The sequence below is a fragment of the Dactylosporangium sp. CA-233914 genome (assembly GCF_050942935.1).
GTDB lineage: Bacteria > Actinomycetota > Actinomycetes > Mycobacteriales > Micromonosporaceae > Dactylosporangium.
The window spans coordinates 6,686,721-6,710,565 of the sequence record NZ_CP192030.1 but is presented as its reverse complement, the minus strand read 5'-3'; the positions used below and the strand labels follow the sequence as shown (position 1 = coordinate 6,710,565).

General features: G+C 72.4%; 20 protein-coding genes. 8 read left to right on the top strand and 12 right to left on the bottom strand.

The features are described from left to right. Window positions 1-40: 40 nt before the first annotated feature. Both ACQPY0_RS30105 and ACQPY0_RS30100 read right to left on the bottom strand, forming a co-directional pair. A complete protein-coding gene (locus ACQPY0_RS30105; protein ID WP_432967696.1) occupies window positions 41-1,993 on the bottom strand; it encodes a vWA domain-containing protein in 1,953 nt (650 codons plus the stop codon). 2 nt (window positions 1,994-1,995) lie between these two features. Beyond that, window positions 1,996-3,405: a sigma 54-interacting transcriptional regulator gene (locus ACQPY0_RS30100; RefSeq protein WP_432967693.1), complete on the bottom strand. Its 1,410-nt coding sequence runs from the start codon at window positions 3,403-3,405 to the stop codon at window positions 1,996-1,998. Between the two features lie 682 nt (window positions 3,406-4,087). Between ACQPY0_RS30100 and ACQPY0_RS30095 the strand changes: the two genes are divergently transcribed. Then, window positions 4,088-4,570, top strand: coding sequence for an NUDIX domain-containing protein (locus tag ACQPY0_RS30095; RefSeq protein ID WP_432967690.1), 483 nt, complete (start codon window positions 4,088-4,090; stop codon window positions 4,568-4,570). A 52-nt stretch (window positions 4,571-4,622) separates the two neighbouring features. Here the strand turns inward: ACQPY0_RS30095 and ACQPY0_RS30090 are convergent, their stop codons facing one another. Both ACQPY0_RS30090 and ACQPY0_RS30085 read right to left on the bottom strand, forming a co-directional pair. Then, window positions 4,623-5,837, bottom strand: a complete 1,215-nt coding sequence (locus ACQPY0_RS30090; RefSeq protein WP_432967687.1) for an acyl-CoA dehydrogenase family protein — start codon at window positions 5,835-5,837, stop codon at window positions 4,623-4,625. Continuing rightward, complete coding sequence (locus ACQPY0_RS30085; RefSeq protein ID WP_432967684.1) at window positions 5,834-6,619, bottom strand: DapH/DapD/GlmU-related protein; 786 nt, start codon at window positions 6,617-6,619, stop codon at window positions 5,834-5,836. The genes ACQPY0_RS30090 and ACQPY0_RS30085 overlap by 4 nt, the downstream gene beginning before the upstream one ends. A gap of 151 nt (window positions 6,620-6,770) precedes the next feature. Here ACQPY0_RS30085 and ACQPY0_RS30080 point away from each other — a divergent pair, with 151 nt between their 5' ends. The 3 genes from ACQPY0_RS30080 to ACQPY0_RS30070 all read left to right on the top strand — a co-directional run bounded on the left by ACQPY0_RS30080 (window position 6,771) and on the right by ACQPY0_RS30070 (window position 10,811). Beyond that, window positions 6,771-8,105: a helix-turn-helix domain-containing protein gene (locus tag ACQPY0_RS30080; protein ID WP_432967681.1), complete on the top strand. Its 1,335-nt coding sequence runs from the start codon at window positions 6,771-6,773 to the stop codon at window positions 8,103-8,105. Between the two features lie 926 nt (window positions 8,106-9,031). Further along, on the top strand, window positions 9,032-9,406 hold the full coding sequence (locus ACQPY0_RS30075) for an FKBP-type peptidyl-prolyl cis-trans isomerase (RefSeq protein ID WP_432967679.1): 375 nt from the start codon (window positions 9,032-9,034) through the stop codon (window positions 9,404-9,406). 754 nt (window positions 9,407-10,160) lie between these two features. Next, window positions 10,161-10,811, top strand: coding sequence for an adenylate kinase (locus ACQPY0_RS30070; protein WP_432967676.1), 651 nt, complete (start codon window positions 10,161-10,163; stop codon window positions 10,809-10,811). Between the two features lie 13 nt (window positions 10,812-10,824). Here the strand turns inward: ACQPY0_RS30070 and pgm are convergent, their stop codons facing one another. Next, complete coding sequence (gene pgm, locus ACQPY0_RS30065) at window positions 10,825-12,456, bottom strand: phosphoglucomutase (alpha-D-glucose-1,6-bisphosphate-dependent) (RefSeq protein ID WP_432967673.1); 1,632 nt, start codon at window positions 12,454-12,456, stop codon at window positions 10,825-10,827. A gap of 167 nt (window positions 12,457-12,623) precedes the next feature. Between pgm and ACQPY0_RS30060 the strand changes: the two genes are divergently transcribed. After that, complete coding sequence (locus ACQPY0_RS30060) at window positions 12,624-13,139, top strand: DinB family protein (RefSeq protein ID WP_432967670.1); 516 nt, start codon at window positions 12,624-12,626, stop codon at window positions 13,137-13,139. 44 nt (window positions 13,140-13,183) lie between these two features. On the opposite strand, the gene ACQPY0_RS30055 is transcribed toward ACQPY0_RS30060, so the two are convergent. Then, window positions 13,184-13,618: an SPW repeat protein gene (locus ACQPY0_RS30055; protein ID WP_432967667.1), complete on the bottom strand. Its 435-nt coding sequence runs from the start codon at window positions 13,616-13,618 to the stop codon at window positions 13,184-13,186. Between the two features lie 360 nt (window positions 13,619-13,978). Here ACQPY0_RS30055 and ACQPY0_RS30050 point away from each other — a divergent pair, with 360 nt between their 5' ends. Together ACQPY0_RS30050 and ACQPY0_RS30045 are read left to right on the top strand one after the other, a co-directional pair. Continuing rightward, on the top strand, window positions 13,979-16,900 hold the full coding sequence (locus tag ACQPY0_RS30050; protein WP_432967664.1) for a glycoside hydrolase family 48 protein: 2,922 nt from the start codon (window positions 13,979-13,981) through the stop codon (window positions 16,898-16,900). 200 nt (window positions 16,901-17,100) lie between these two features. Beyond that, window positions 17,101-17,448 carry an MmcQ/YjbR family DNA-binding protein gene (locus ACQPY0_RS30045; protein WP_432967661.1) on the top strand — a complete coding sequence of 116 codons (348 nt, stop codon included), beginning with the start codon at window positions 17,101-17,103 and terminating at the stop codon, window positions 17,446-17,448. Here ACQPY0_RS30045 and ACQPY0_RS30040 read toward each other — a convergent pair. Then, window positions 17,433-18,539, bottom strand: coding sequence for a PQQ-binding-like beta-propeller repeat protein (locus ACQPY0_RS30040; RefSeq protein WP_432967658.1), 1,107 nt, complete (start codon window positions 18,537-18,539; stop codon window positions 17,433-17,435). The two genes, ACQPY0_RS30045 and ACQPY0_RS30040, sit on opposite strands and share 16 nt — an antisense overlap. 611 nt (window positions 18,540-19,150) lie before the next feature. Here ACQPY0_RS30040 and ACQPY0_RS30035 point away from each other — a divergent pair. After that, complete coding sequence (locus ACQPY0_RS30035; protein ID WP_432967655.1) at window positions 19,151-19,969, top strand: polysaccharide deacetylase family protein; 819 nt, start codon at window positions 19,151-19,153, stop codon at window positions 19,967-19,969. 178 nt (window positions 19,970-20,147) lie between these two features. Here ACQPY0_RS30035 and ptsP read toward each other — a convergent pair whose 3' ends face one another. The 5 genes from ptsP to ACQPY0_RS30010 are packed head-to-tail and all read right to left on the bottom strand — an operon-like array spanning window position 20,148 to window position 23,842. Continuing rightward, entirely contained in the window at window positions 20,148-21,785 is a 1,638-nt protein-coding gene (ptsP, locus tag ACQPY0_RS30030) for a phosphoenolpyruvate--protein phosphotransferase (RefSeq protein WP_432967652.1), read from the bottom strand. Next, window positions 21,778-22,056, bottom strand: a complete 279-nt coding sequence (locus ACQPY0_RS30025; protein ID WP_432967649.1) for an HPr family phosphocarrier protein — start codon at window positions 22,054-22,056, stop codon at window positions 21,778-21,780. The genes ptsP and ACQPY0_RS30025 overlap by 8 nt, the downstream gene beginning before the upstream one ends. A 10-nt stretch (window positions 22,057-22,066) precedes the next feature. Then, window positions 22,067-23,107 carry a zinc-dependent dehydrogenase gene (locus tag ACQPY0_RS30020; protein WP_432967646.1) on the bottom strand — a complete coding sequence of 347 codons (1,041 nt, stop codon included), beginning with the start codon at window positions 23,105-23,107 and terminating at the stop codon, window positions 22,067-22,069. Further along, window positions 23,104-23,541 (bottom strand): PTS sugar transporter subunit IIA, encoded by a 438-nt coding sequence (locus tag ACQPY0_RS30015; RefSeq protein WP_432967643.1) that lies wholly within the window; start codon window positions 23,539-23,541, stop codon window positions 23,104-23,106. Before ACQPY0_RS30015 ends, ACQPY0_RS30020 begins: the two co-directional genes overlap by 4 nt. Next, on the bottom strand, window positions 23,534-23,842 hold the full coding sequence (locus tag ACQPY0_RS30010) for a PTS lactose transporter subunit IIB (protein WP_432967640.1): 309 nt from the start codon (window positions 23,840-23,842) through the stop codon (window positions 23,534-23,536). Before ACQPY0_RS30010 ends, ACQPY0_RS30015 begins: the two co-directional genes overlap by 8 nt. Between the last annotated feature and the right edge of the window lie 3 nt (window positions 23,843-23,845).

The following is a 23,845-nucleotide window of genomic DNA, read 5'->3' as shown; positions in this document are numbered from 1 at the left end:
TTGATCTGGTACCCCCATCACCACGGTCGGCAAACACGGCTCACCCGCGGCGGCCCCGGCGGGCGCGGAGGTAGTCCGACACGACGTATCGGCCCAGGTCGCCGGCGTCGGGGGTGAAGACCCGGCCGCCGTTACGCCGGGCGACGGCGTCGACGAAGCGGCGCAGGCCCGGGTCCTCGCCGAGCATGAAGAAGTTGAGCACCGCGCCGTACTGTGTGAGCTGATCGACCTCGTGCACGGTCGCGCGCACCGTCTCCCGCGTCGAGGGCCACCGGAAGAACGAGTTGCCGTCGTCGAGGAGGTGGGCGGTCGGCTCACCGTCGGTGACGACGAGGACGACCGGGTCGGAGGCCGGGTGGCGGCGCAGGTGCCGGGCGGCGAGCTTGAGCGCGTGCTGCAGGTTGGTGCCCTGCACCATGTCCGGCTCGACGGCCGCGAGCTCCTCCTGCGACAGCGGCGAGGCGTAGCGCCCGAAGCCGATGATCTGCAGCGCGTCCTGCGGGAACCGGGTCGCCACCAGGTGCGACAGCGCGAGCGCGGCCTGCTTCATCGGGCCCCACCGCCCGTCGGCCATCATCGAGAACGACAGGTCCACGCAGAGCGCGACGGCGGCCGACACGCGCCGTTCGGTCTCGGCGATCTCGAAGTCCTCGACGTCCAGCGCGATCGGGATCGTCGCCGCCCCGCCGGCCGCCTGGCGGCGCACGGCGTTGCCGATCGTGCGTACCACGTCCAGGGCCTGCTCGTCGCCGTACTGCCACCGCCGCGACGCCCCCGTCAGGTCCCCGGCGGCGCCGGCGTCACGCAGGTCGTGCTGGCCCTGCCGGCCGGCGTGCAGCTGCGCGAACACGGTGCGCAGCGCCGTGCCGCCCAGGCGCCGCAGCGCCTTCGGGCTCAGCGTCAGCCCGTCCGCGCCGCGGGTCACCCAGCCCTGCCGGCGCAGCTCCCGCTCCAGCTCCCGCAGCCGCCGCACGTCGTCGGCCGCGCCCCGGCCGAGCTGCCGCTCGACCGCCTCGACGTCCACGTCGTCCAGCGTCGCGCCCGGGTGCTCCTGGCCGAGCTGGTCGAGCAGGTCGTCGAGGTCGCCGATCTCCTCCAGGGCCCCGGCGGCGTCGCCGTAGCCGAGCTCGTTGTCGCCGCGGACCCGCTCGCCGCGACCCCAGTTGAGGTTGGGGCGCAGCGCCCGCAGATTGTCCGTCAGCGCCGCGAACTGCCCGGCGAGGTCGCCCAGCGACTGCGCCATGAGATCCTGCAGCTCGGCCCGCTGCTGCGCCGACAGCGAGCGCATGAGCCGCTCCCCCGCCGCCGCTCGGCGGGCCAGGGCGTCGATGAGCTCGTCGACGTTGGCCGGCTTCTCCGGGAAGAAGTCGCCGTGGCGGTTCATGAACTCGGCGAACGCGTCGTCGGTGTTCTCGCCGCGGGCATGCTTGGCCAGCAGGGCGTTGAGGTCCTGCAGCATCTCGCGCATCGCGGCCTGGGCCTCGGGGTCGCGCAGGGCCTGCTGCATGCCCTGGAAGCGCTGCTCGACGACCTCCTGGCGCAGCTGCTCGAGGATTTGGTTGTACAACCGCCGGGCATCCGCAGACGCCCAGTTGTACTCGGCCAGCTCGGACACGGCGCGCGACGTCGATCGCGGCAACGCGTCCAGCTGCGCCTCGGCGAAGCGGGCATCCATGTCATCGCGTTGCGCGAGCGTGGACCGCTCCTCGGCCAGGGCCTGGTCGAGCAGCTGCTGGGCGCGGGTGACGGCGCCGTCGAGCTGCCCGCGGCGCATGGCGTCGCGGCGCATCCGGCGGGCCCGGGCGAGCAGGTCGTCCAGGCCCCGCCCGCCCTGCGGCCCGCGGCGCAGCAGGTTGCGCAGCGCGTCGCGCAGGCTGCCGCCCTCGAGCACCTCCGCGCCGACCTCGTCGACCGCGGCGCGCACGTCGTAGGGCGGGGCGAGCGGGTCGGGCCCACCCCGCCACGCCCCGTAACGGAACCGGTTGTGACGCAAGATCAGCCTCCGTAGACGGTACGGCCGTCGTCGGTGAGGTCCTTCGACAGCCGCCGGGTCAGATGCAGCCCCTCCAGCGCGAACTCGATGCCGGCGGCGGCCTCGCCCCGGCTGGGCGCGTCGCCGAGCCCGAGCCGCTCCAGGACCTTGGCCAGCCCCGGCACGGTGCCGACCTGGCGCAGGATCTCCTCGGCGCCGGCCAGCTCACCGGTCTCGATCACCTGCCCCTCGGCCACGAGGTCGGTGAACCCGGACAGGTCCAGCCCCGCCAGCCGCTGCCGGAACGTGTCCGCCGTCACGGTGCGCAGCAGGTGGGCGAGGATCTCGATCTCGCGCCCCTCCTCGCCGCTGTCGAACTCGACCTTGCCCCGCAGCGTGCTCGTCACCGACACCGTGTCGCCGATACGGGCCACCGGCCGGTCCTCGTGCAGCAGCCCGGCCCGGCGCAGCGCCGACGCGGACACGGTCTCGGCCGCGGCGATGGCGAAGCGCGCCGACACGCCGGAGCGGGCGTCGACGGCCGGGGACTCGCGCACCGCCCGGGTGAAGCGCGCCAGCACCTCGATCACGTGGTCGGGGACCTGGGCGACGAGGCGGGCCTCCTGCCGTACGAGATCCGTCTCCAGCTCGAGGTCCAGCGGGTAGTGCGTGCGGATCTCCGCGCCGAAGCGGTCCTTCAGCGGCGTGATGATCCGGCCACGGTTCGTGTAGTCCTCGGGGTTGGCACTGGCCACGAGCAGGATGTCCAGCGGCAGCCGCAGCTGGTAACCACGGACCTGGATGTCGCGCTCCTCCAGCACGTTGAGCAGCGACACCTGGATGCGCTCGGCGAGGTCGGGCAGCTCGTTGACGGCGAAGATGCCGCGGTTGGTGCGCGGCACGAGACCGAAGTGGATCGTCTCCGGGTCACCGAGCGTGCGCCCCTGCGCCACCCGGATCGGGTCGACGTCGCCGATGAGGTCGCCGACACTGGTGTCCGGGGTGGCGAGCTTCTCGCCGTAGCGCAGCGACCGGTGCAGCCAGTCGACCGGCAGCGCGTCGCCGGCCTCCGCCGCGAGGCGCCGCGAGGCCGGGGTGACGGGCTCGTAGGGGTGCTCGTTGAGCTCGGACCCGGCGATCACCGGCGTCCACTCGTCGAGCAGGGCGATCAGGCCCCGGATGACCCGGGTCTTGCCCTGACCGCGCTCGCCGAGCAGCACGACGTCGTGCCCGGCGAGCAGGGCGCGCTCAAGCTCGGGCAGCACGGTGTCGTCGTAGCCGACGATGCCGGGGAAGCGCGGCTCGCCGGAGCGCAGCCGGTCGAGGAGGTTCTCGCGGAGCTCCTCCTTGACGGTGCGGAACCGGTGTCCGCTTGCCCGCAGCTCGCCCACCGTGCGGGGAAGGTCCAGGGGCTGGTCTGGCGTCACAGTCACGTCATCGAACCTAGTGCGGTCGGCGGGAGCGTTGCCACCATCGCGGCAATGTTCGTACCTCCCCGCCTCCTGGCCGCCCGGCGGGCGGCACACCAGGGTCGTCTGGGCGGGTCTGCGCCGATCGTCTGCCGGTGAGTCCCGCTGCGCCCGCCGCCACTGCGTCCCGCCGCGCCGCCGGCTGCCCCGCGAGCACCGAGGCCGTCCATACCTGGTGCCGCCACCGGACATCGACGCCCGGCCGGCCGCGCTCCGCCACCGGCCGACCGCCCCGTCGCGCGGACCGTCGATGGCGTCGGCGCGTTCCACCCGCCGCCGCGGTGCCCGTCCGGTCCGCGCATCGGACCGCTGGAGCCTGGTACCGGTCCGCCGTGGCCCCGGATCCGGGCCGGATTGACGCGCGGCCGGCGCCTCCCGGTCCGGCGCTCCGCGCGGCGATCGTCTCGGCGCTGAAGTCCGGCTCGGTTCCGGCGAGCGGACCTGCCACGCTGTCACGGCCACCAGTTCGGCGACCTCCTCGGCGGCTCCGCGACCAATGGCGGCAGGTGGCGCAGCGTGACTACGGTCAGTAGCACCAGAATTACCGCGGCCCGGACCGCTCCGGCGGCGCCGAGCCCGGCTCGTCAGCCGTCCGGGACCGCCGGACGTGACGTACCGGTGCCGCCGGCGCGGGTAGCCTGCGCAGGTGAGCACACCCTCCGGCGACTACACGGCAACGCTTCCACGAAAGCGCATGGGCGCGGCAGTTCTGTTCACCGAGGCTGCCGGGCGGGCACTGCTGGTCGAACCCGTCTATAAGGACTACTGGGAGATCGTCGGCGGGTGCGTGGAGGCGGACGAGTCCCCTCGGCAGGCCGCGGTCCGCGAGGTGAAGGAGGAGCTGGGCAAGTCGATCGTGCCCGGCCGGCTGTTGGTGACCGACTGGGTGCCGCCGCGGCCAGGCCGCACCGAGGGCGTGATGTTCGTCTACGACGGCGGCACCCTCGATGAGGTGAGCGCGGCCGGCATCAACCTGCCGCCGGACGAGCTGATCAGCTGGGCGTGGTGCACCGAGGAGGAGATCCAGGAGCGGATGTCGCAGCTGCTGGCCCGCCGGGTCATCGCCGCGCTGCGGGCGAAGGCGGAGGGCACGATGTTTGACCTGGAGAACGGCTTCCACACGCGCTGACAAGCACCCGGCGGCGCACACCCTCCTCACGGGGTGTGCGCCGCCGGGCCGTTCAGGCCGCCTCGCGGTCGCGGTCGGCGGCCGCGATGGCGGGCCGGATCGGCACGACAGGGGCGACCGGTTTGGCCAGGAGGCTGACTCCGCCGGACCGGTAGAGGCTGTCGTGGATGCCGTCGGCGTACAGCAGGCCAGTCAGGTCGGCGCGGGCCTTGGCGACCGGGTGGGCCCGCTGGAACCCGGCCGCGCCGATCAGCGGCGCGAGATCGACCACGGCACGCACGGCGGTATCGACGCCGGCGGCCTTGCCGACCCGCGCGGCGAAGTCGGCGTGCGGATGCGCGTCGGCGGCCAGGCGGCTGGTGGTGATGGCGGCCAGCAGCGCAGCGGTGATCTCGGCGTGGGCGCGGCCGAGGACGACCAGGGCGTTGTCGCGCACCCGGGGCAGGAACCCGACCCGCCGCTTGGTGGCCAGCGCGTCGGTGACCAGCGTGTGCACTCCGGCGGCGGTGCCCAGCGCGGTCGCGGTGACCAGCGGCCGGAACCGGGCGAAGTGACGCCGGAACACTCCGAGGCCGTCACCGGTGGGCCCGACCATGTCGGTTGCGGGGTCGACGGGCGCCTCGTGCAGGCGCAGCACGCCCCACGACCAGCCGCCCAGCCCGAACGGCTCGATCACCTCCCGCTCCAGCCGCGGCTGGTCGGCATCAACGACGGCCGCGCTGATCCGACCGTCCGGGTCGCGGAAGAACACCACGTACCCGGACGACTCAATCAAGCGCGACACCCAGCACTTCTCGCCGGTCAGCCGCCAGGTCCCGTCGCGGCGCACCGTGGCCCTGGTGGTGATTTCCTGGATACGCGAGCCTCCGTGTCTCTCGGTCGCGGCGATGCCGACAAGTTCCCCAGCGGCCAGCCGCGCGCCCCAGAGGATGCCGGCCTGGTGCGTGCCTTCGGCGAGGATCATCGCGCCGTGCCCGGGCCCGGTGGCGTCGCGCAGGTCCAGGTCGTGGAACCCGGCGGTGAACTGGGCCAGGGTCTGCCAGACCAGCCCGGCCCGCCCGGCCGGGGCGCGGTGTCCCCGGCTGGCAAGCTGGCGGCGCAGGCCGAGCAGCCACCGCGACCATGCGGCGGCATCCGCCGGGGCCGGGGCCGGCGCGCAGAGGACGCCGAAGCTGTCAGCCAGCCGGTGCAGGTCCCGCCAGCCGTTGTCGTCGATCTCCGGCACGCTGGTGCGCAGCGGGGCAAGCCAGCTCATCGCGTTGGTCACAGGTTCACCTCACCGTGCTGGGTGGCAGGCGCGCCGAAGACGATGGCGCGGGTCCGCACGTCCTTGGTGACGACCGATCCGTCGCCAACCAGGGCGTGCTCACCGATGGTGACGCCAGCGAGGATGACCGCGCCGGAACCGACCTTGCAGCCGTAAGCGAAGCTCGGCGGCAGCAGCGGCTGCTCGTTGGCCGGGTCGCACCAGATCAGCTCCTGGTCGTTGATGGTCCGCACGCCAGCGCCGATGAACGCCCGGTCCTCGACCACGGTGTCGGCGGTCAGGTGGGAGCCGGGCGAGCAGCGCACCCCGTCGCCGATGGCGCAGCCGCGCTCGACGGTCAGATTCGCGGCGAGCTGGCTGCCGGCGCCGACCTTGACGTTGGTGCGCAGCAGCGTGTTATGGCCGATGGTGGCGTCGTCGCCGACGCTGGCTCCGGCGTAGACGGTCGCGCCGGCGCGCAGCACCACCCCTGAGCCGATCGTGGTGGGTGCGCCCGCACCCTGGTAGACGCGGCGTACGGCGTAGCCGTACGCCGGCTCACCCACCGTCACGCGGTGCCCGATACGGGTGTCGCGGCCGACCGTGGTGCCGCCGTGCACGATCGTGAACGCGCCGACGGACACCCGGTCGCCGAGCACGATCGGGCGGATGGTCCCCAGCATGTCGGCGGGCAGGAACACCGCGGCGGGGTGGATCTGGCAGACGTCGCCGAGTTCCAGCAGTCCGGCGCGCACAAGGTCGGTGACGGTGGTCGGCGTGTCCAGTGTGGTCAGGTGCATCATCGCGGGACTCCTTGTCTCGCCTGGATGGATGCATCCAGCACACCGGTGTACGCGACCGGATCGAAGGCCTCACCGCCAGGCTGCAACCTGCTTGCACAACTCGCAAACATCGGTCACGTTCAAACTCCGGCCATCGTGGATGGAGGTGACCTTGAGCACCCGGACCGCGTGGACCACGATGCCGGCCGTCGCGCAGGCCTCCAGCAGCGGCGGCTACGGCACAGTGCTACGCATCGCGCGGGTCGCCGCGGGTCTGAACCTGGAGGAGGCTGCGGCCCTGACCGGCTTCTCCGCCTCGACGCTCAGCCGGATGGAGACCAAGCCGAACCGCCATTGGGATGTGCGCGAGCTGCGCCGCCTTGCCGAGGCATTCGGCATCCCGGCGCACCTGTTCGGGCTGTCGCGATCGACCTTCGACACCACCATGGTTAGCCTGAGCACAGGTGCCGATGAGGATGGTGACCCGATGCGCCGACGCGACCTGATCGCGACAACCGCCGCCGCGGTGACGGGAGCGATGGTTCTACCTCTGGACCAGGCCGCGGCCGCGCACGGCATGGCCGACACCGTCGAGGACGTGCTGTTCGGCCGGGTCAGTGTCGCGCCGATTCCGGGGAATCAGCTCGCCGCGCAACTGGCCGTCGCCCGTGCCGAATTCCGGGCCACCCGCTACACCCAGCTCGCCCGCCGCCTGCCCCGGCTGCTGTCGCAGGCCATCGCCGGCCGCGACACCGCCGCCGTCGACGAGGCACCGCTGGCGGCCAGCCGCCTGGCCCAGGCGTACAACGTGGCCACCCAACTGCTGATCAAGTTGCACGACAACGGCATGGCCTGGGCCACCGCCGACCGCGCGGTGCAGGCCGCCCGCAGCGGCGACGACCCGATAGTGCTCGCCGAAGCCCGGCGTCTGGCCGCGACCGTGATGCGCCGCACTCAGCACCGCGTCGGCGCGCAGAAGCTCATGCTCGACGCCGCCCGGGCGCTGCAGGCCGACACCGGCCTGCCCGACGCCGCCCACAGTGCGGTGTACGGGCGACTGCTGGCCGCAGCCTCGTACACCGCGGCGATGCGCGACGACCGCGACAGCGCCTGGACCCTGCTCGGCGAGGCGGAAGACGCCGCTCACTGGGCCGGCGGCGCCAAGGCCGACCGGTTCAACGGGCTCGACCTGGCCGTCTACAAGATCAGCGTGTCGCGGGCACTCGGCGACTACGGCACCGCCGTCGATTACGCCCGGCTGGTCGACCCGGCCCTGATCGTTTCGCCGGAGCGCCGTGCCCGGTACTGGGAGGACACTGCCCTGGCACTGCATGGCCGCAGCCGTCCGCAGGCGACGTTTCAGGCGCTCCTTGCCGCCGAGCGCGACGCCCCGCAGGAGGTCCGGTTCCGGCCGTGGGCGCAGCAACTCACCGCCGACCTGCTCTCCCGCAGCGGCCACAGCCTGCCGGGTGTACGCGAGTTCGCCGGCCGCGTCGGCGTACTCTGACCCGCATCACGCCCCGCTGCCTGCTCGGCGTGCGCCCCGGCGTCCGTACGGTGCCCAACCAGCGCTGGTCGCGCCCACGCACGGTTCGTTCACCACCGCCGTGATCGCCCGGCGCAACCCGTCGCGCACGATGTGGTTGCGCCGGGTTCCGCGCAGTTGCGCCGCGGTCACCCCCGGCTGGACCGACTCCACGGCGTGCCCGTATCACGACATGCGGACCTACACCGACGCGATCCGTAGTCAGATGAACTCGATCGAGCGGTCTCTCAAACACCTCGACCGGGCTTCCGCGGGACTGACACCAAAATCAAAGATTTGGTGGCCTGGGTCAGCGACACAAGGGTGGGGCCGAAGACGGCGGTCCCGCAGGACCGCGGAACGGCGGGCGCCGAGGTGCGGCGTGGATTTTCGATTATTGAATTACTGGCAGTTGGTAATCCGGCAATCGGAGGGTGGTTACGCAGCGTGTCGGGGGCTTGGGCCGACACGCCGGAGCGCGAGGCGGCGAGGTCGAGAATGTGGTGACAGGCGGATGGTAGACGCCGGGATTCTGGATCGGTGAACGGCGCTGCGAGCAGCGGCAGGCACGCTGGATCGGCAGCATGGAACGATGAAGCGGGGTGCGGCGCGGGACCGCCGTGGCCGTGCCCGCCAGCAGCATCGACGGGCCCGTGTTCGGCACCAGCGCGCCGAGCAGGTGTGCGTGGACGGTTCGATGCGCAGCGCCGCGTTGCGGAGCCACCGGCCCGGGCGCTCCGCCAAGGGGCCGAAGCGCAGCAGCAGCCCACCGGCCGCTGCGGCGTCGACCGGTGCAGCGCGGCGCTCGCCGTGACCGGCCGTGATGACGCCCGGACGGGATGCCTGCGCCACCGTACGGCGTCATAGGGCAGGATGGAGGCGACGTTTCGTACGAAGGAGTCAAGCGCATGGCGTTGAGCAAGCCCGAAGTCACTCTGCCCGACGGTCCGCCGCCCGCCGACCTCGTGATCGAGGACATCACCATCGGTGAGGGTCCGGAGGCCGTGGCGGGGCAGCAGGTGAGTGTGCACTACGTCGGGGTCGCGCTGTCGACCGGGCGGGAGTTCGACGCCTCGTGGAACCGGGGCGGGACGTTCGACTTCGGTCTCGGGCGGGGGCAGGTCATCGCCGGCTGGGACCGGGGCGTGGCCGGCATGCGCGTCGGTGGGCGGCGCAAGCTCGTCATCCCGCCGCACCTCGGATACGGGGACCGTGGCGCCGGCGGCGCGATCAAGCCGGGCGAGACGCTGGTCTTCGTCGTCGACCTGCTCGGCACCAACTAACACTCGCCGCCAACTACATTCCGGTACCAACGAACAGCATTCCGTAGTCAGGCGTGCGGCCGGCGGTCGTCGGCTGCGCGCCCGGCGGCGTGAACGGTCATAATCCCGCCCCATCGGCGGCCGCTTCGGGCAGCCACGAAGGAATCGGGACACGCCGATTAATGCCCAGGGCGAATAGACGCCTCCGCAGCGGACTACTCGTCCGCCGCGGAGTGCGCAGGGGCCCGAGCCGCGACGGAACCGTGAGCCGATCGGCACGGCACCGACCGCCGGCCGAGCGATGCGAAGAGCGGCGTGCCGGAGCCGAAGCTCGGGCGCAAGCCGAAGAGCGGCGGTTCTCCCATGCGGTCCACGAGCCCGGATCGGACGTCGAGGACCGCGAAGACCGGCGCAAAGGGCGGTGCGGAGGCCTGCGCGGAGGAACGAGCGACTACCGGCCACCCAAGCGCCGGGCAACAGCGGGCGTCGGCAGACCCGGGCAACGGCCGGGTCGAAGAGGGACCGATCGGCGTCGCCACCGATCCCCGCCGGCGCCCGAGCGACCGCATGCCGGGACGGCCGGCGATCGGGAAAAACAGCCGAATCTACCGTTCAACGCCGGAAGAAGCGAACGCATTCCCGGCTGGCGGGACCAAAATCCCACAGCCGGGAATGCGGAAATTCACAGCCATCCCACAGCACACTCGTCGAATCGAGATGCGATGCTGGACCATCGGCGGCGGGCCGATGCGAGGGCATATGAAGGGGTGTGCAGATGACGATGCAGTCGGCCGCACCACGGGCGAAGCGGATCTTGATGGTAGGCGCTCCGGGCGCCGGGAAAGGCACCCAGGCGGCCGCGATCGCCAAACAGTTCGGCATCGCCCATATCGCGAGCGGCGATCTGTTGCGCCGGCACATCGCGGATGGCACCGCCATCGGCAAGACCGTCGAGGGGGTCGTCAACAAGGGCGAACTGGTCCCCGACGCCCTCATCATGGACATGCTGCGCAAGCCCGTCATGGCGGCCAGCGAGACCGGTGGTTACGTCCTGGACGGCTTCCCCCGCACCGTCGAGCAGGCCGAGGCGGCGTACCGCACCGCGGGCAGCCTCGGCGTCGGCGTCCAGATCGCCGTGCACCTCGAGGTCCCCGAGGAGGAGTTGATCCGCCGGCTGCTGGCCCGGGCCCGCGGCGCCGACGACACCGAGGACATCATCCGGCACCGGATCAAGGTGTACGAGGAGAAGACGCGCCCGCTGCTGGAGTACTACTCCTCCCGCGAGCTGCTCATCCAGGTCAATGGTGCCCGGCCGGTCGCCGAGGTCACCTGGTCGATCATCGTGCAGCTGCAGCGGGCCCTGAAGCGCCCCAACACCCATACCTCGGGCGCGCGTCAGGCCACCGCCGACAAGGCAGTGGCCTGACGGCCGTGCACGGTCAGGAGGCCAGCGCGGCGGAGACCACGCCGCGCGCCTCCTGCTGGATCTGCTCCAGGTGCGAGGGCCCGCGGAACGACTCGGCGTAGACCTTGTAGACGTCCTCGGTCCCCGACGGCCGCGCCGCGAACCAGCCGGACTCCGTCACCACCTTCAGCCCGCCGATCGCGGCCCCGTTGCCCGGGGCCGCGGTCAGCTTGGCGGTGATCGGCTCGCCGGCCAGGGTGGTCGCGGAGACCTGCTCGGGCGAGAGCTTGCCCAGCACCGCCTTCTCCTCGCGGGTCGAGGCCACGTCGAGCCGCGCATAGGCCGGCTCCCCGTGCCGCGCCACCAGGTCGCGGTAGTGCTCGCTCGGCGTCCGCCCGGTCCGGGCCAGGATCTCCGAGGCGAGCAGGCACAGCAGGATGCCGTCCTTGTCGGTCGTCCACACCGAACCGTCCCGGCGCAGGAACGACGCCCCGGCGCTCTCCTCGCCGCCGAAGGCGACAGACCCGTCCAGCAGTCCGGGCACGAACCACTTGAAGCCGACCGGCACCTCGACCAGCCTCCGCCCCAGGTCGGCGGCGACCCGGTCGATCATCGACGAGGAGACGAGGGTCTTGCCGATCGCGGCGGTCGCGGGCCAGCCCTCGCGGTTGCGGTACAGATAGTCGATCGCCACCGCCAGGAAGTGGTTGGGGTTCATGAGCCCGGCATCCGGCGTGACGATCCCGTGACGGTCCGCGTCGGCGTCGTTGCCGGTGGCGACCTGGTACTCGGCGCGCCGCCCGATCAGCGAGGCCATCGCGTTCGGTGACGAGCAGTCCATCCGGATCTTGCCGTCCCAGTCCAGCGTCATGAACCCGAACGCCGGGTCGACGTCGGGATTGACGACCGTCAGATCGAGCTTGTACTGCTCGGCGATGTACGCCCAGTAGGCCACGCTCGCCCCGCCCAGCGGATCGGCGCCGACGCGCACCCCGGCCGCCGCGACCGCCGCCAGGTCGACGACCGAGCCGAGGTCGTCGGCGTAGGAGGCCAGGAAGTCGTACCGCTGGGTGCCCGGCGCCGCCAGGGCCTGCGCGTACGTCACCCGCCGGGCCCCGGACAGCCCGGCCCGCAGCAGCTCGTTGGCGCGGTCCTGGATCCACTTCGTGACGTCGGTGTCGGCGGGCCCGCCGTTGGGCGGGTTGTACTTGAAGCCCCCGTCCTCGGGCGGGTTGTGCGACGGGGTGACCACGACCCCGTCCGCGCCCCGGTGCCGGTTGGTGAGGATCGCGTGCGACACCGCCGGCGTGGGCGTGAACCCGTCGCGGCTGTCGATGAGCACGGTCACGTCGTTGGCGGCGAACACCTCCAGGGCGCTCACGGTGGCAGGCTCGGACAGGGCGTGGGTGTCGCGGCCCAGGAACAGGGGTCCGGTGTACCCCTGCGCCGCCCGGTAGTCGCAGATGGCCTGGCTGGTGGCGACGATGTGGTCCTCGTTGAACGAGCCCCGCAGGCTCGAACCGCGGTGACCGGAGGTGCCGAAGGCGACCTGCTGGGCGGGGTCGGCCGGGTCGGGGTACACGGCGAAGTAGCTGGTGATGAGCCGCGGCACGTCGACGAGGTCGGAGCGCTGCGCGGGCTGCCCTGCGCGGGGATGGACGGACATGCCCACTACGGTGCCACGTCCCGCGCCCGGGTGCGCAGCGGTGCTGACAATCGACCCATACACTGCCGTGCATCCAGCAGGTCGTCAGGCAGCTGTACACCTGGCTCCTCGCCGGCGAGCAGCTCAGCGCCGCCGGACCGCGGATCATCACCGCTAGACTCGGGCCCATGACCTGGGTCGCCCCGCAACCGCCACCGTTCGGGGGTTCGCTCGTGGCCGGCGAGCGGACCCTCCTGGAAGGCTTCCTGGACTGGCAGCGCGCCGTGCTGGTCGGCAAGTGCACGGGCCTGACCGGCGCCGAGCTCGCCGAGGCGGCGGTGCCGCCCTCGACGCTGTCGCTGCTGGGCCTGATCCGCCACCTGAGCGACGTGGAGCGGGAGTGGTTCCACGCCCGTTTCCACGGCCGCACCGTGCAGTACCACTACCGCCGCCCCGATGCCCGGGACGCGGCCTTCGAGGAGGTCGACCCCGCCCACGCCGAGCGGGACTACCAGCGGCTGATCGACGAGTGGCGCTCCTCGCGCGAATCGGTCGCCGGCGTGGGGCTCGACGACGCGTTCGAGGACGTCCTGCGGGGGCCGATGTCGCTGCGCGCGGTGTATCTGCACCTCATCCAGGAGTACGCGCGGCACAACGGCCACGCCGACCTGCTGCGGCAGCGCATCGACGGCGAGACCGGCTGAGCCCGCGCGGCGCGGGCCCAGGGTCGGTCATCCTTCTTCGTTGATCACCTTTTCCTGCTGACGGCGAACGTCGGGCGCATCGCGCTCAGCCCCAGGCAGATCATGATGACGCCGACCACGACGTTGTTCGCGATCGTGCCGCCCGTGGCGTAGCCGCGCTGGATGACGAACGGCGAGATAACGGTCCACACACCGAGCACCACGGGCAGCCACGCCACGCCGTGGGTGCGGCCGTAGGCGGACGCGAACCCGCACGCGAGGATGGCGACCGCGATGCCGATGATGAGGTTGTTCACGGCCAGGTTGGTCTCGTACAGCGGGAAGCCGATCACCCACGGCGAGATGGCGAGGTACAGCCCGGCGAGCACCAGGGCACCGTCGGTGATCCGCGCCGCCGGTGTCTCCGACACCTGGTCGTAGTGGGCGCGCATCTCGGCGATGTCCGGGTGCCCCGTGATGTCTGAAACGGGTCGGACCATGACGACCCCCTTCCGGTCGGATGAGGGGTGAAGTAACCCGATTCGCGTGGAAGTAACACGCGCGGGGCAACGAGCTATCGCAAGGACCGGGCGCGGCGGGCTGCGCTGCAGACGCCCTGGTCCGCCACGCCCGGTGTGGTATCGCGTGGGAGCCGCGAATGGGGGGTTCGGCATCACCTCCGGGGGGTCGATGGGTGCGGTGACCGTAGCGCCGCTTGTCCCGGGAGCGCTCCCATGCCAGAATCCTCGTCACCTCGCGTCTGGGAGCCGCTGGGGCACTGCCAGCAATGGCCTTACACATCAACGCCATTGCGCTTTCAGGTGCCCGCCCCCCGGTTCGAAACTTTCACGAGGAGCGAGATGTCCACACCCCAACGCGGGCCGAAACGCCGGCTCCGTGCGTTGGCCGTCGGCGCGCTGATCGCCGGCAGCTTCGTCGCACTGCCGGCCGGCACCGCACATGCCGCGACCGGGTGCTCGGTGACGTACACCGTGCGCAGCCAGTGGCCCACCGGCTTCACCGGCGATCTGGTGGTCACGAACCTGGGTGACACCGTTTCCAGCTGGAACGTCACCTGGCACTACGCCGGCAACCAGCAGCTGACGCAGAGCTGGAACGGCGACTTCACCCAGTCCGGCAACGCGGTGACGATCAAGAACGCGCCGTGGAACGGCAGCCTGCCCTCGGGCGGGACCGTGAACCCGGGCTTCAACGCCAGCTACAGCGGCACCAACACGAACCCCACGGACTTCGCGCTCAACGGCACTCCGTGCACCGGGCCGAACCAGGCGCCCTCCGTGACGCTCACCGCCCCGGCGGCGAACACGCACTACACGGCGCCGGCCAGCATCTCGATGGCCGCGTCGGCCACCGACCCGGACACCGGTGACTCGATCGCGAAGGTCGAGTTCTACCACGACGGCCTGCTGCTGGGCACCGACACGTCCGCCCCGTTCACGTACGACTGGACCGGCGTGCCGGCCCAGACGGCGGCGTACAGCCTGCAGGCCAAGGCCTACGACAGCAAGGGCGCGGTGGGCACCTCCACCGCGGTGCCGGTCTTCGTCGACCCGTTCGTCGGGCCGTCGATCGTCGCCACGCCCACCACGCTGACGGTGCCCGAGGGCGGCTCCACGCCGCTGTCGGTCAAGCTCAACCAGGCGCCCACGTCGAACGTGACGGTGGCCGTGGCCCGCACCGGCGACACCGACATCACCGCCACCCCGGCGTCGCTGACCTTCACCACCGCGAACTGGAACGCCGCGCAGACGGTGACGGTCGCGGCGGCGCAGGACGCGGACTCGACCAACGGCACGGCGACGATCACGCTGAGCGCGAGCGGCTGGCAGTCGGCGACCGTCAGCGCGATCGAGAGCGATGACGACGTGGCCGGCGGCGTGTACGTGCAGCGGTTCCTGGAGCAGTACAACAAGATCCACGGCAGCGGGTACTTCTCCTCGGAGGGCGTGCCCTACCACGCGATCGAGACGCTCGTCGTCGAGGCGCCCGACTGGGGCCACGAGACGACCTCGGAGGCGTTCAGCTTCTGGATCTGGATGGAGGCGCAGTACGGCCGGGTGAAGCAGGACTGGGCCCCGTTCAACAAGGCCTGGGACACGATGGAGAAGTACATCATCCCGACCCACGCCAACCAGACGACCGGCGGCTACAACCCCAACGACCCGGCGGACTACGCGGCCGAGGCCGAGCAGCCGAGCCTGTACCCGCAGCAGGGCGGGCACCTCGACGCGTCGATCAAGGTCGGCGTCGACCCGCTGTACAACGAGCTGGTCTCCACGTACGGCAACTCCGACGTCTACGGCATGCACTGGCTCGAGGACGTGGACAACGTCTACGGCTACAGCTCCTGCACGCCGGCGGCCGGCTCGAAGGTGTCGTTCATCAACACCTACCAGCGCGGCCCGCAGGAGTCGGTGTGGGAGACCGTCGCCCACCCGTCCTGCGAGACGTTCGCCTACGGTGCCAAGCAGAACGGCGGCTACCTGCCGCTGTTCATCGACGGCAGCCCGGCCAAGCAGTGGCGCTACACCAACGCCCCGGACGCCGACGCCCGCGCGGTCGAGGCGGCCTACTGGGCGCTGCAGTGGGCCACGGCCCAGAACAAGCAGGCCGACGTGGCGGCGACCGTCGCCAAGGCGGCGAAGATGGGTGACTACCTGCGCTACGCGATGTACGACAAGTACTTCAAGAAGCCGGGCTGCACCTCGCCCAGCTGCGCCGCCGGCACGGGCAAGGACTCCTCGGCGTACCTCATGTCGTGGTACTACGCCTGGGGCGGCGACGCGGGCGGCCAGTGGGCGTGGCGCATCGGCTCCAGCCACAACCACCAGGGCTACCAGAACCCGCTCGCGGCGTGGGCGCTGTCCAACGTCGCGGCGCTGACGCCGAAGTCGCCGACCGCGAAGGCGGACTGGCAGACGAGCCTCGGCCGTCAGCTGGAGTTCTACCAGTGGCTGCAGTCCGCCGAGGGCGCCTTCGCCGGCGGTGCGACGAACAGCTGGGGCGGGAACTACTCCGCTCCCCCGGCCGGCACGCCGACGTTCTACGGCATGGCCTACGACGTGCAGCCGGTGTACCACGACCCGCCGTCGAACCAGTGGTTCGGCTTCCAGGCGTGGTCGGTCGAGCGGGTCGCCGAGTACTACTACGCGACCGGCGACGCCACGGCGAAGACCATGCTCGACAAGTGGGTGAGCTGGGCGATCGCCAACACCACGTTCACGTCGAACGGCGACTTCAAGATCCCGGACACGCTGTCCTGGACCGGCGCGCCGAACACGTGGCCGCAGGCGAACACCAACCTGCACGTGTCGGTCGTCAGCACCGGCACCGACGTGGGCGTGGCCGCCGCGTACGCGCGGCTGCTGACCTACTACGGCGCCAAGGCGAACAACACGGCGGCGAAGACGACGGCCAAGAAGCTGCTCGACGGCATCTGGCTGCACACGGACACGCAGGGCGTGGGCATCCCGGAGACCCGGGCCGACTACAACCGCTTCGACGACGTGTGGTCCTCGTCCAACCAGCAGGGTCTGTACATCCCGTCGGGGTACAGCGGCGTCATGCCCAACGGTGACGTGATCGCCCCCGGCAAGTCGTTCCTGGACATCCGGTCCTTCTACAAGAGCGACCCGAACTGGCCGGCCGTGCAGTCGTACCTCAACGGCGGCTCGGCTCCCACGTTCACGTTCCACCGGTTCTGGGCGCAGTCCGACATCGCCATGGCGATGGCCGACTACGGTCTGCTGATCGGCTCCTGAACCACACCGGGCACCCCTTCTCCGGGAGGGGTGCCCGGCCCTCTTTGACGCGCCGGATTTGTCCGACCTATAGTCGGCGACGTGCCCGAAGCCGCCGTCGCAGCCGCGCTCGCCAGCCCGACGCGCCTGGGGCGGCCGCGGGTGTACCGTCTGGAGCCCGCCCCGTTCGAGCGCGACGATTGCTTTCCCGGGCGGCGGCCGTGAACCGCGCCGAGGTGCTGGCGCACTGCCTGGCCAAGCCCGGCGCGTGGGAGGACCAGCCGTGGGAGGGCGACGTGGTGGCGAAGGTCGGGCCGAAGATCTTCGCGTTCATCGGGGCCGAGACGGTCGGGGTGAAGTGCGCGCCGAGCCGGGAGGCGGCCGACGAGTGGCTGCACCGCTACCCTGAGGACGTCACCGTCATGGCGTACATCGGCCGCTCCGGCTGGAACACCCTGCGCCTGGGCGGGGCGATCCCGGACGAGGAGATCCTCGAGGTCATCGACGAGTCGTACCGCTGGGTGGTGTCCAAGCTGCCCAAGCGCGACCGGCCTCAGCCGGCGTCGTAGGCGCTGAGCGTCTCGCCGGCGGCCACGCACAGCCGGGTGCCGGCGCCCGCCAGCCGATACGCGCCGGGCTCCGGCAACTGCACCCGCCGCCGGCCGCTGACCGGATCGACCTCGGCGACGCCGTCGACCGTGGCGACGTACACGTATTCGCCGAGCGCGATGATGTCGGCGAAGTCCCAGTCGTACTCCCACCGCTGCTCGCCCGTGCCCGGGTCGAGCCCGGTGAGCCGGCCGCTCTCGTGGACCGCCACGACACCGCGCCCGGCCACCAGCGGCGGGGCGTCCTGCAGGAACGCACCCGGCGGGGCGTACTGCCAGCGGACCGCGCCGCTCGCGGCCTCGACGCCGTGGACGGCCACGCCGCGATAGCCGTAGTCGTCGTCGATGTACTGCAGCCCCAGGGCGGCCACCAGCGGGCCGCGCACCGCCGGCCGGCCGAAGACGCACCCCTCGGCCGCGCTCACGCCCCACTTGCGCGTGCCGCCGGCGGCATCGTACGCGACCAGCTCCCGCCCGGCGGCGAAGACCGTGCCGGCGTCGGCGAGCAGGTCGAACGGGCCGTCGGCGGCCTGCACCGGCTGCGCCCAGCGGTCCCCGGCCCCGTCGAAGCAGACCAGGCTCCGCCCGCCGGCCCCGTCGGCCACGGTGACGACCGTGCCGTCCGCGGTGAGCAGGACGCTGCCGAGGTCCCCCTCGAAGGCCCGCCGCCACCGCTGCGCGCCGTCGCCGAGGCCCGACACCCGCACCACCGGCGACCCGCCGTCCTCGGCGCGCACCGCGAACGCGCCGGCGTCCGAGGTGAACGGTGCCGTGCCGGTCCGGCCCGGCAGGATGGTGCCGACGCCGAGGTCCTGGCGCCAGCGGACCTTGCCGGTGCCGGCGTCGAAGGCGGTCAGGCCGCTGCCGAGCGCGAGCAGCGTGTCACCGGCCAGGTGCAGCGCGTCGGGCTGCTCGGCCAGCGGGACCCGCCAGCGCCGCCGCCCCGGCTGCGTGGTCGTGCCCGGATCGGAGCCGCGCAGCCCGTACCACGCGCTGGCACCCCCGAACGCCGTCACCCCGGCGATGGCGGCCAGGAGTCTGCGGCGCTTCATCCGGCGAGCGGTTTCGGCCAGGCCGTCGATTCCGGCGGTGCCCCGTTCGTCGCCTGCATGCACGAACCCTTCGACGATTCGGGACGGACTGCGATGGCAAAGTACCTCATCCTCAGCGACGGCGACGAGCGGCGCTGGGGCACCGAGAGCGACCCGCACCGCGTCGGACGAACGCATCCTGCTACTGTCCGAACAGGACCGTTCGCGTTGGGACACGGCTCGCATCGCCGCCAGACGCGCTGGGCGGTAACTTGGCGATCGCCGCGGTGCACGCCGAGTCACCGACGTGGGAGTCGACCGACAGGACCGAGATCAGCGGACTGCACGACGCCCGGCCGGCCCGGTGGCCTCGCCGGTCGTCCACCTCAACCCGCGCCGGGCCATGCGGCGCCGGCTACGGCTACCTGAGCGCGGCGCGGGTGGACTTCCCGCGCCGGCTGGAGCGGCGGCGGTGGCGTACGAGGAGGCTCTCGCCCTGACGGAGAACGAGCCGGAGCGCGCGTTCCTGGCGGCTCGCCGGGAAGGCCTGCGCGACCCGGGCCGCATGCAACGCATCCACGGCGGGCGACGTCTGGATCCGCGAACACCCGCCCACCGAGAGAGGACCACCCGTGACGCACGTGACGCGCCGACGCCTGTTCGGGGCCGGCCTGGCCGCCGCCGGCGCCGCGCTGCTCGGCCGCGACACCCCGCCCAGGGACTCGCCGAACGCCCCCGTGACCTCCCCGACCCCGCCGCCGTTGCTGGCCCCGCCGCCGCATCCGGCACCGTCGCCAAGCCCGTCGCCGTCGCTGGCGCCGCTGAGCCGGCCGGTGTTCACGCTGCGCGAGTACCGCCAGGTCGTCCCCGGCCCGGACTTCCCGCCGGACGCGGTGGCCCTGACCATCGACGACGGACCGCACCCGGCCTGGACGCCCCAGGTCCTGCGGCTGCTGGAGCGCTACGGCGTGCCGGCCATGTTCTGCCTGATCGGCAACCAGATCCTGGGCCACGAGGGCGTGGCCCGCAGCATCGTGGCGGCCGGCCACCAGGTCGCCAACCACACGTGGAGCCACCCGGCGGGCATCGCGACCCTGCCGCCGGACCTCGTGCAGCAGGAGCTCGACCGCGCCCAGGAGAAGATCCACGACGTGACCGGCCACACCCCGACGATCTTCCGCTCCCCCGGCGGCGCGGTGTCCCCGGCGGTCTTCGCGGCCGCCGCCAAGACCGGCATGATCCCGGTCAACTGGGACACCGACCCCCGCGACTGGACCCGGCCCGGCACCGGCGCCATCACGGACCGCCTCTTGAAGGCCCGCCCCGGCGACATCCTGCTGTGCCACGACGGCGGGGGCGACCGCTCCCAGACCTGCGCCGCCCTGCGCACGGTGATCCCGGCCCTGCAGGCCCGCGGCCTGCGCTTCATAGCCCTCGGCGCCGAGGCCTGAGCGCGGGCCGGCGTCAGGGCGCGTAGCGGTACACCGTGGAGTCGCGCGGTTCGAAGCCGAGGCGTTCGTACAGCCGGTTGGCGGCCTCACGCGACGGGCGCGACGTCAGGTCGACCGTTCCGGCGCATCCGGATCGGACCGGGTTCGGGTGGCACCCGAGCCCGGTTCGATCCGGGTGTCACGCCGTGCGGCGGGCTGCCGCTCGGGCCGCCTCGGGCGTGTCGGCCGCCAGGGCGGCCTTGGCGATCTGGCGGCACTCCTGCAGGGTGTGGGCGGCCAGGGACTCGCGGACCGCCGGGATGCTGCGCGGGGCCATCGACAGGCTGGTGATGCCCAGGCCGGCCAGGACCAGGGCGAAGTCCGGGTCGGCGGCCGACTCGCCGCAGACGCCGACCGGCTTGCCGGCCTGGGTGCCCGCCGTGGCGCAGGCCGCGATCAGGGCGATCAGCGCCGGCTGCCACGGGTCGAGCAGCTCGGCCAGGTCGCCGCACATGCGGTCGGCGGCGAAGGTGTACTGGCTGAGATCGTTCGTGCCGAGGCTCAGGAAGTCCGCGTCGCGCAGGATGGCCGGGGCGCGCAGCGCGGCCGCCGGAACCTCGATCATCACGCCGGCCGTGGGCAGGCCGTGGGCGCGGCAGGCCTGGGTGAACTCGGCGGCCTCGGACGCCGTGGCGACCATCGGGGCCATCACCCACACGTCGGCCTCGGTGGCGGCCGCGGCCGTGGCGATCGCCGCCAGCTGGGTGCTGAGCACGTCCGGGCGGCGATGGGCCACCCGCAGGCCGCGCACGCCCAGGGCGGGGTTGGGCTCGCCGGCCAGGCGCAGGAACGGCAGGGGCTTGTCGGCGCCGGCGTCCAGCGTGCGTACCACGACCTTGCGGCCCGGCAGCGCGGCGAACACGGCGGTGTACGCCTCGACCTGCTCCTGCTCCGTCGGCGGGTCGGTGCGGTCGAGATACAGCAGCTCGGTGCGGAACAGCCCGACGCCCTCGACGTCGCCGGTCAGGTCGCGCGCGGAGCCGATGTTGGCCAGCAGCGCGACCGGGTGCCCGTCGGCGGTCTGCCCGGGGCCCGCCGAGGCCGCGCGTGCTGTCCGCAGCTCCGCCTCGGCCGCGTTCACCTGGCGCACGTCGTCGTCGCGGAGCCCCACGGCGACGGTCCCCGAGGAGCCGTCCACCACGACGAGCGTCAAATCGGCAATGTCGGAAACACCGGAGCATCGCACCACCGCCGGAATCCCCAACGTCCGGGCCAGGATCGCCGTGTGGCTGGTGGGGCCACCTTCGGCCGTTATCAGGCCGAGCACCACGGACGGGTCCAGTCCCGCCGTGTCGGCCGGGGCCAGGTCCCGGGCGACGAGCACGAACGGGTGGCCCGGCGACGGGATGCCGGGCATCGGCAGGCCGAGGCAGGCGGCGACGAGCCGGTCCCGCAGGTCGTCGAGGTCGGCGATCCGCTCGGCGAGGTAGCCGCCCGCCGCCTCGAACGCGGCCCGGTGCTCGGCGAGGGCCTCGGACAGCGCGTGCGGGGCCGGGGAGCCGGCCTCGATCGCGGCGAACGCGGCCTCGGTGAGCATGTCGTCGGTCGCCATGAGGACCTGGGCGTGCAGGACTTCGGCGGCGGTCGAGTCCAGCGCCGCCTCCGCCCGGCGGGTGAGCTCCGCGGCAACCGCGGCCGCTGCTCGGCGTACGGTATCGCGCTCTTGCTCGGCGTCGACCACCGCGGACCGCGCCGGCAGCGACGGCGGCGGCGCCAGGTGCAGCACCGCCCCGGCCGCGCGTCCGGGGCTCACCCCGATCCCGTGGAGCTCAGGCATCTTGGGCGTCCAGGTCCCGCTCGAGCAGCGCGGCGAGCTCGTCCAGGGCGGCCTCGGCGCCGTCGCCGGAGGCCTCCAGGGTCACCGGGGTGCCCTGCTTGGCACCCAGGGAGAGCACCCCCAGCATGCTCTTGGCGGGGACGGGCCGCTTGGAGCCGTCCGCGCGGATGGTCACCGGCACGGGCTGTTTCGCCGCGGCGGCGACGAACAGGGCGGCGGGGCGGGCGTGCAGGCCACTGGCCGAGCCTACGACGACGGTCCGGGTGGGCACGACTGACCTCCTAGGGTTCGACGGTGACCTTGATCGCCTCGCCGCGGGCGACGATGCCGAACGCGTCGAGCGCGTCCTGCAGGGGCAGGCGGTGGGTGATGAGGTCGGCGACGGGGACGGCGCCCTCGGCGATGAGGCGCAGGGCCTCCTTGTTGTGCTGCGGGCTGGAGCCGTTGGCGCCGACGATGCTCAGCTCGCGGTAGTGCACGAGGTTGGAGTCCAGGGCGATGATCGGCTTGTCCTTGGGCAGGCCGCCGAAGAAGCTGATCCGGCCCTGGCGGGCGGTCATCTGCACGGCCTGCTCCTGGGCGGCGCCGGCCGCGGCGGCGGTGATGACGACGTCGGCGCCGCGGCCCTCGGTGAGCTTCATGACCGCGTCGACCACGTCGGTTTCCCCGGCGCAGATGGCCGCGTCGGGCTGGACGAGGCCGGCGGCGAGGTCGAGGCGCTCGCGGTTGAGGTCGGCCAGGAACACGCGGGCGGCGCCGCGGGCCCGGGCCAGGCGCACGTGCAGGCAGCCGATCGGGCCGGAGCCCATGACCACCACGTCGTCGCCCTCGCCGACGCCGGCCAGGTTCTGGCCGTTGAGCACGCAGGCCAGCGGCTCGGCGACGGAGGCCTCGGCGAAGCTCAGGCCGTCCGGGATGCGGTTGAGGCCGTCGACGGCGAGCACGTTCGGTGGCACGATCATGTACTCGGCGAAGCCGCCGTCGAAGTGGTACCCCATCGACACCTGGTTGGGGCAGACCGTCATCCGGCCCTTGCGGCACTCGCCGCACTGCCCGCACGGGATCGCGGCGATCACCTGCACGCGGTCGCCGGGCTGCCATCCGGTGACGTCCGCGCCGGCCTCGACGACCTCGCCGGCGATCTCGTGCCCCATGACCCGCGGCGGCACGATGTGGTGGTGGCCGAAATTGCGGATCTTGACATCGGTACCGCACGTCGAGCACGCCCGCACCCGGATCTTCACGTCGCCGGGTCCCGGCGCCGGTTCGGGCGCGTCCTCGATGCGGACGTCACCGGGGGCATGGAACCGTACAACTCTCACGATCGCTCCATCACAAGCAGGTCGAGCACTTCATCGGCCGTGGTCGCGGCGCGCAGGCGGGCCGCCTGGTCGGGGTCCATCAGGATCTCGGCGAGCTGGGCGAGGATCTCCACGTGACCGTCGCCGGCGGCGGCGATCGCCACGCACACGCGCACGTCCTCGCCGCCCCAGTCGACGCCGCCGGGGAACGCCAGCACCGCGAGGGCGTCGCGCACGACGGTCTCCTTGCTGTTCAGCGTGCCGTGCGGGATCGCGACGCCCTCCCCGATGTACGTCGAGACGCTCCGCTCCCGTTCGAGCATCGCCTCGACGTACGCCGGGCCGACCGCGCCGATCTCCACGAGCACGTCGCCGCAGCGGCGCACCGCCTCCTCCCGCGATCCGGCCCGCTCGCCGAGCCGGATCGCGTCGCGGGTGAGCAGCGCATCACCCACTGAGTTCACCGCCGCGCTGGACGACCGAGACGACCTTGGCCACGGCGGGGTCGCCGATGAACACCTGGAAGGGGATGATCACCTTGTCCGGGGCGCTCACGCGGGCCCGGGCGGCGAGTCCCTTGTGGCACAGCACGACGTCGGCGTCCGCGGGGATCGAGTTGACCGGGGTGTGCTCGACAATGACCGCGTTCTTGGCGAGCTGGCGCTTGAGCTGGCTGGCGAGCATCACGCTGCTGCCCATGCCGGCGTCGCAGGCGACGACGACCTTCTTGATGTCGCTACCGCTGATGCTCGGCATGTC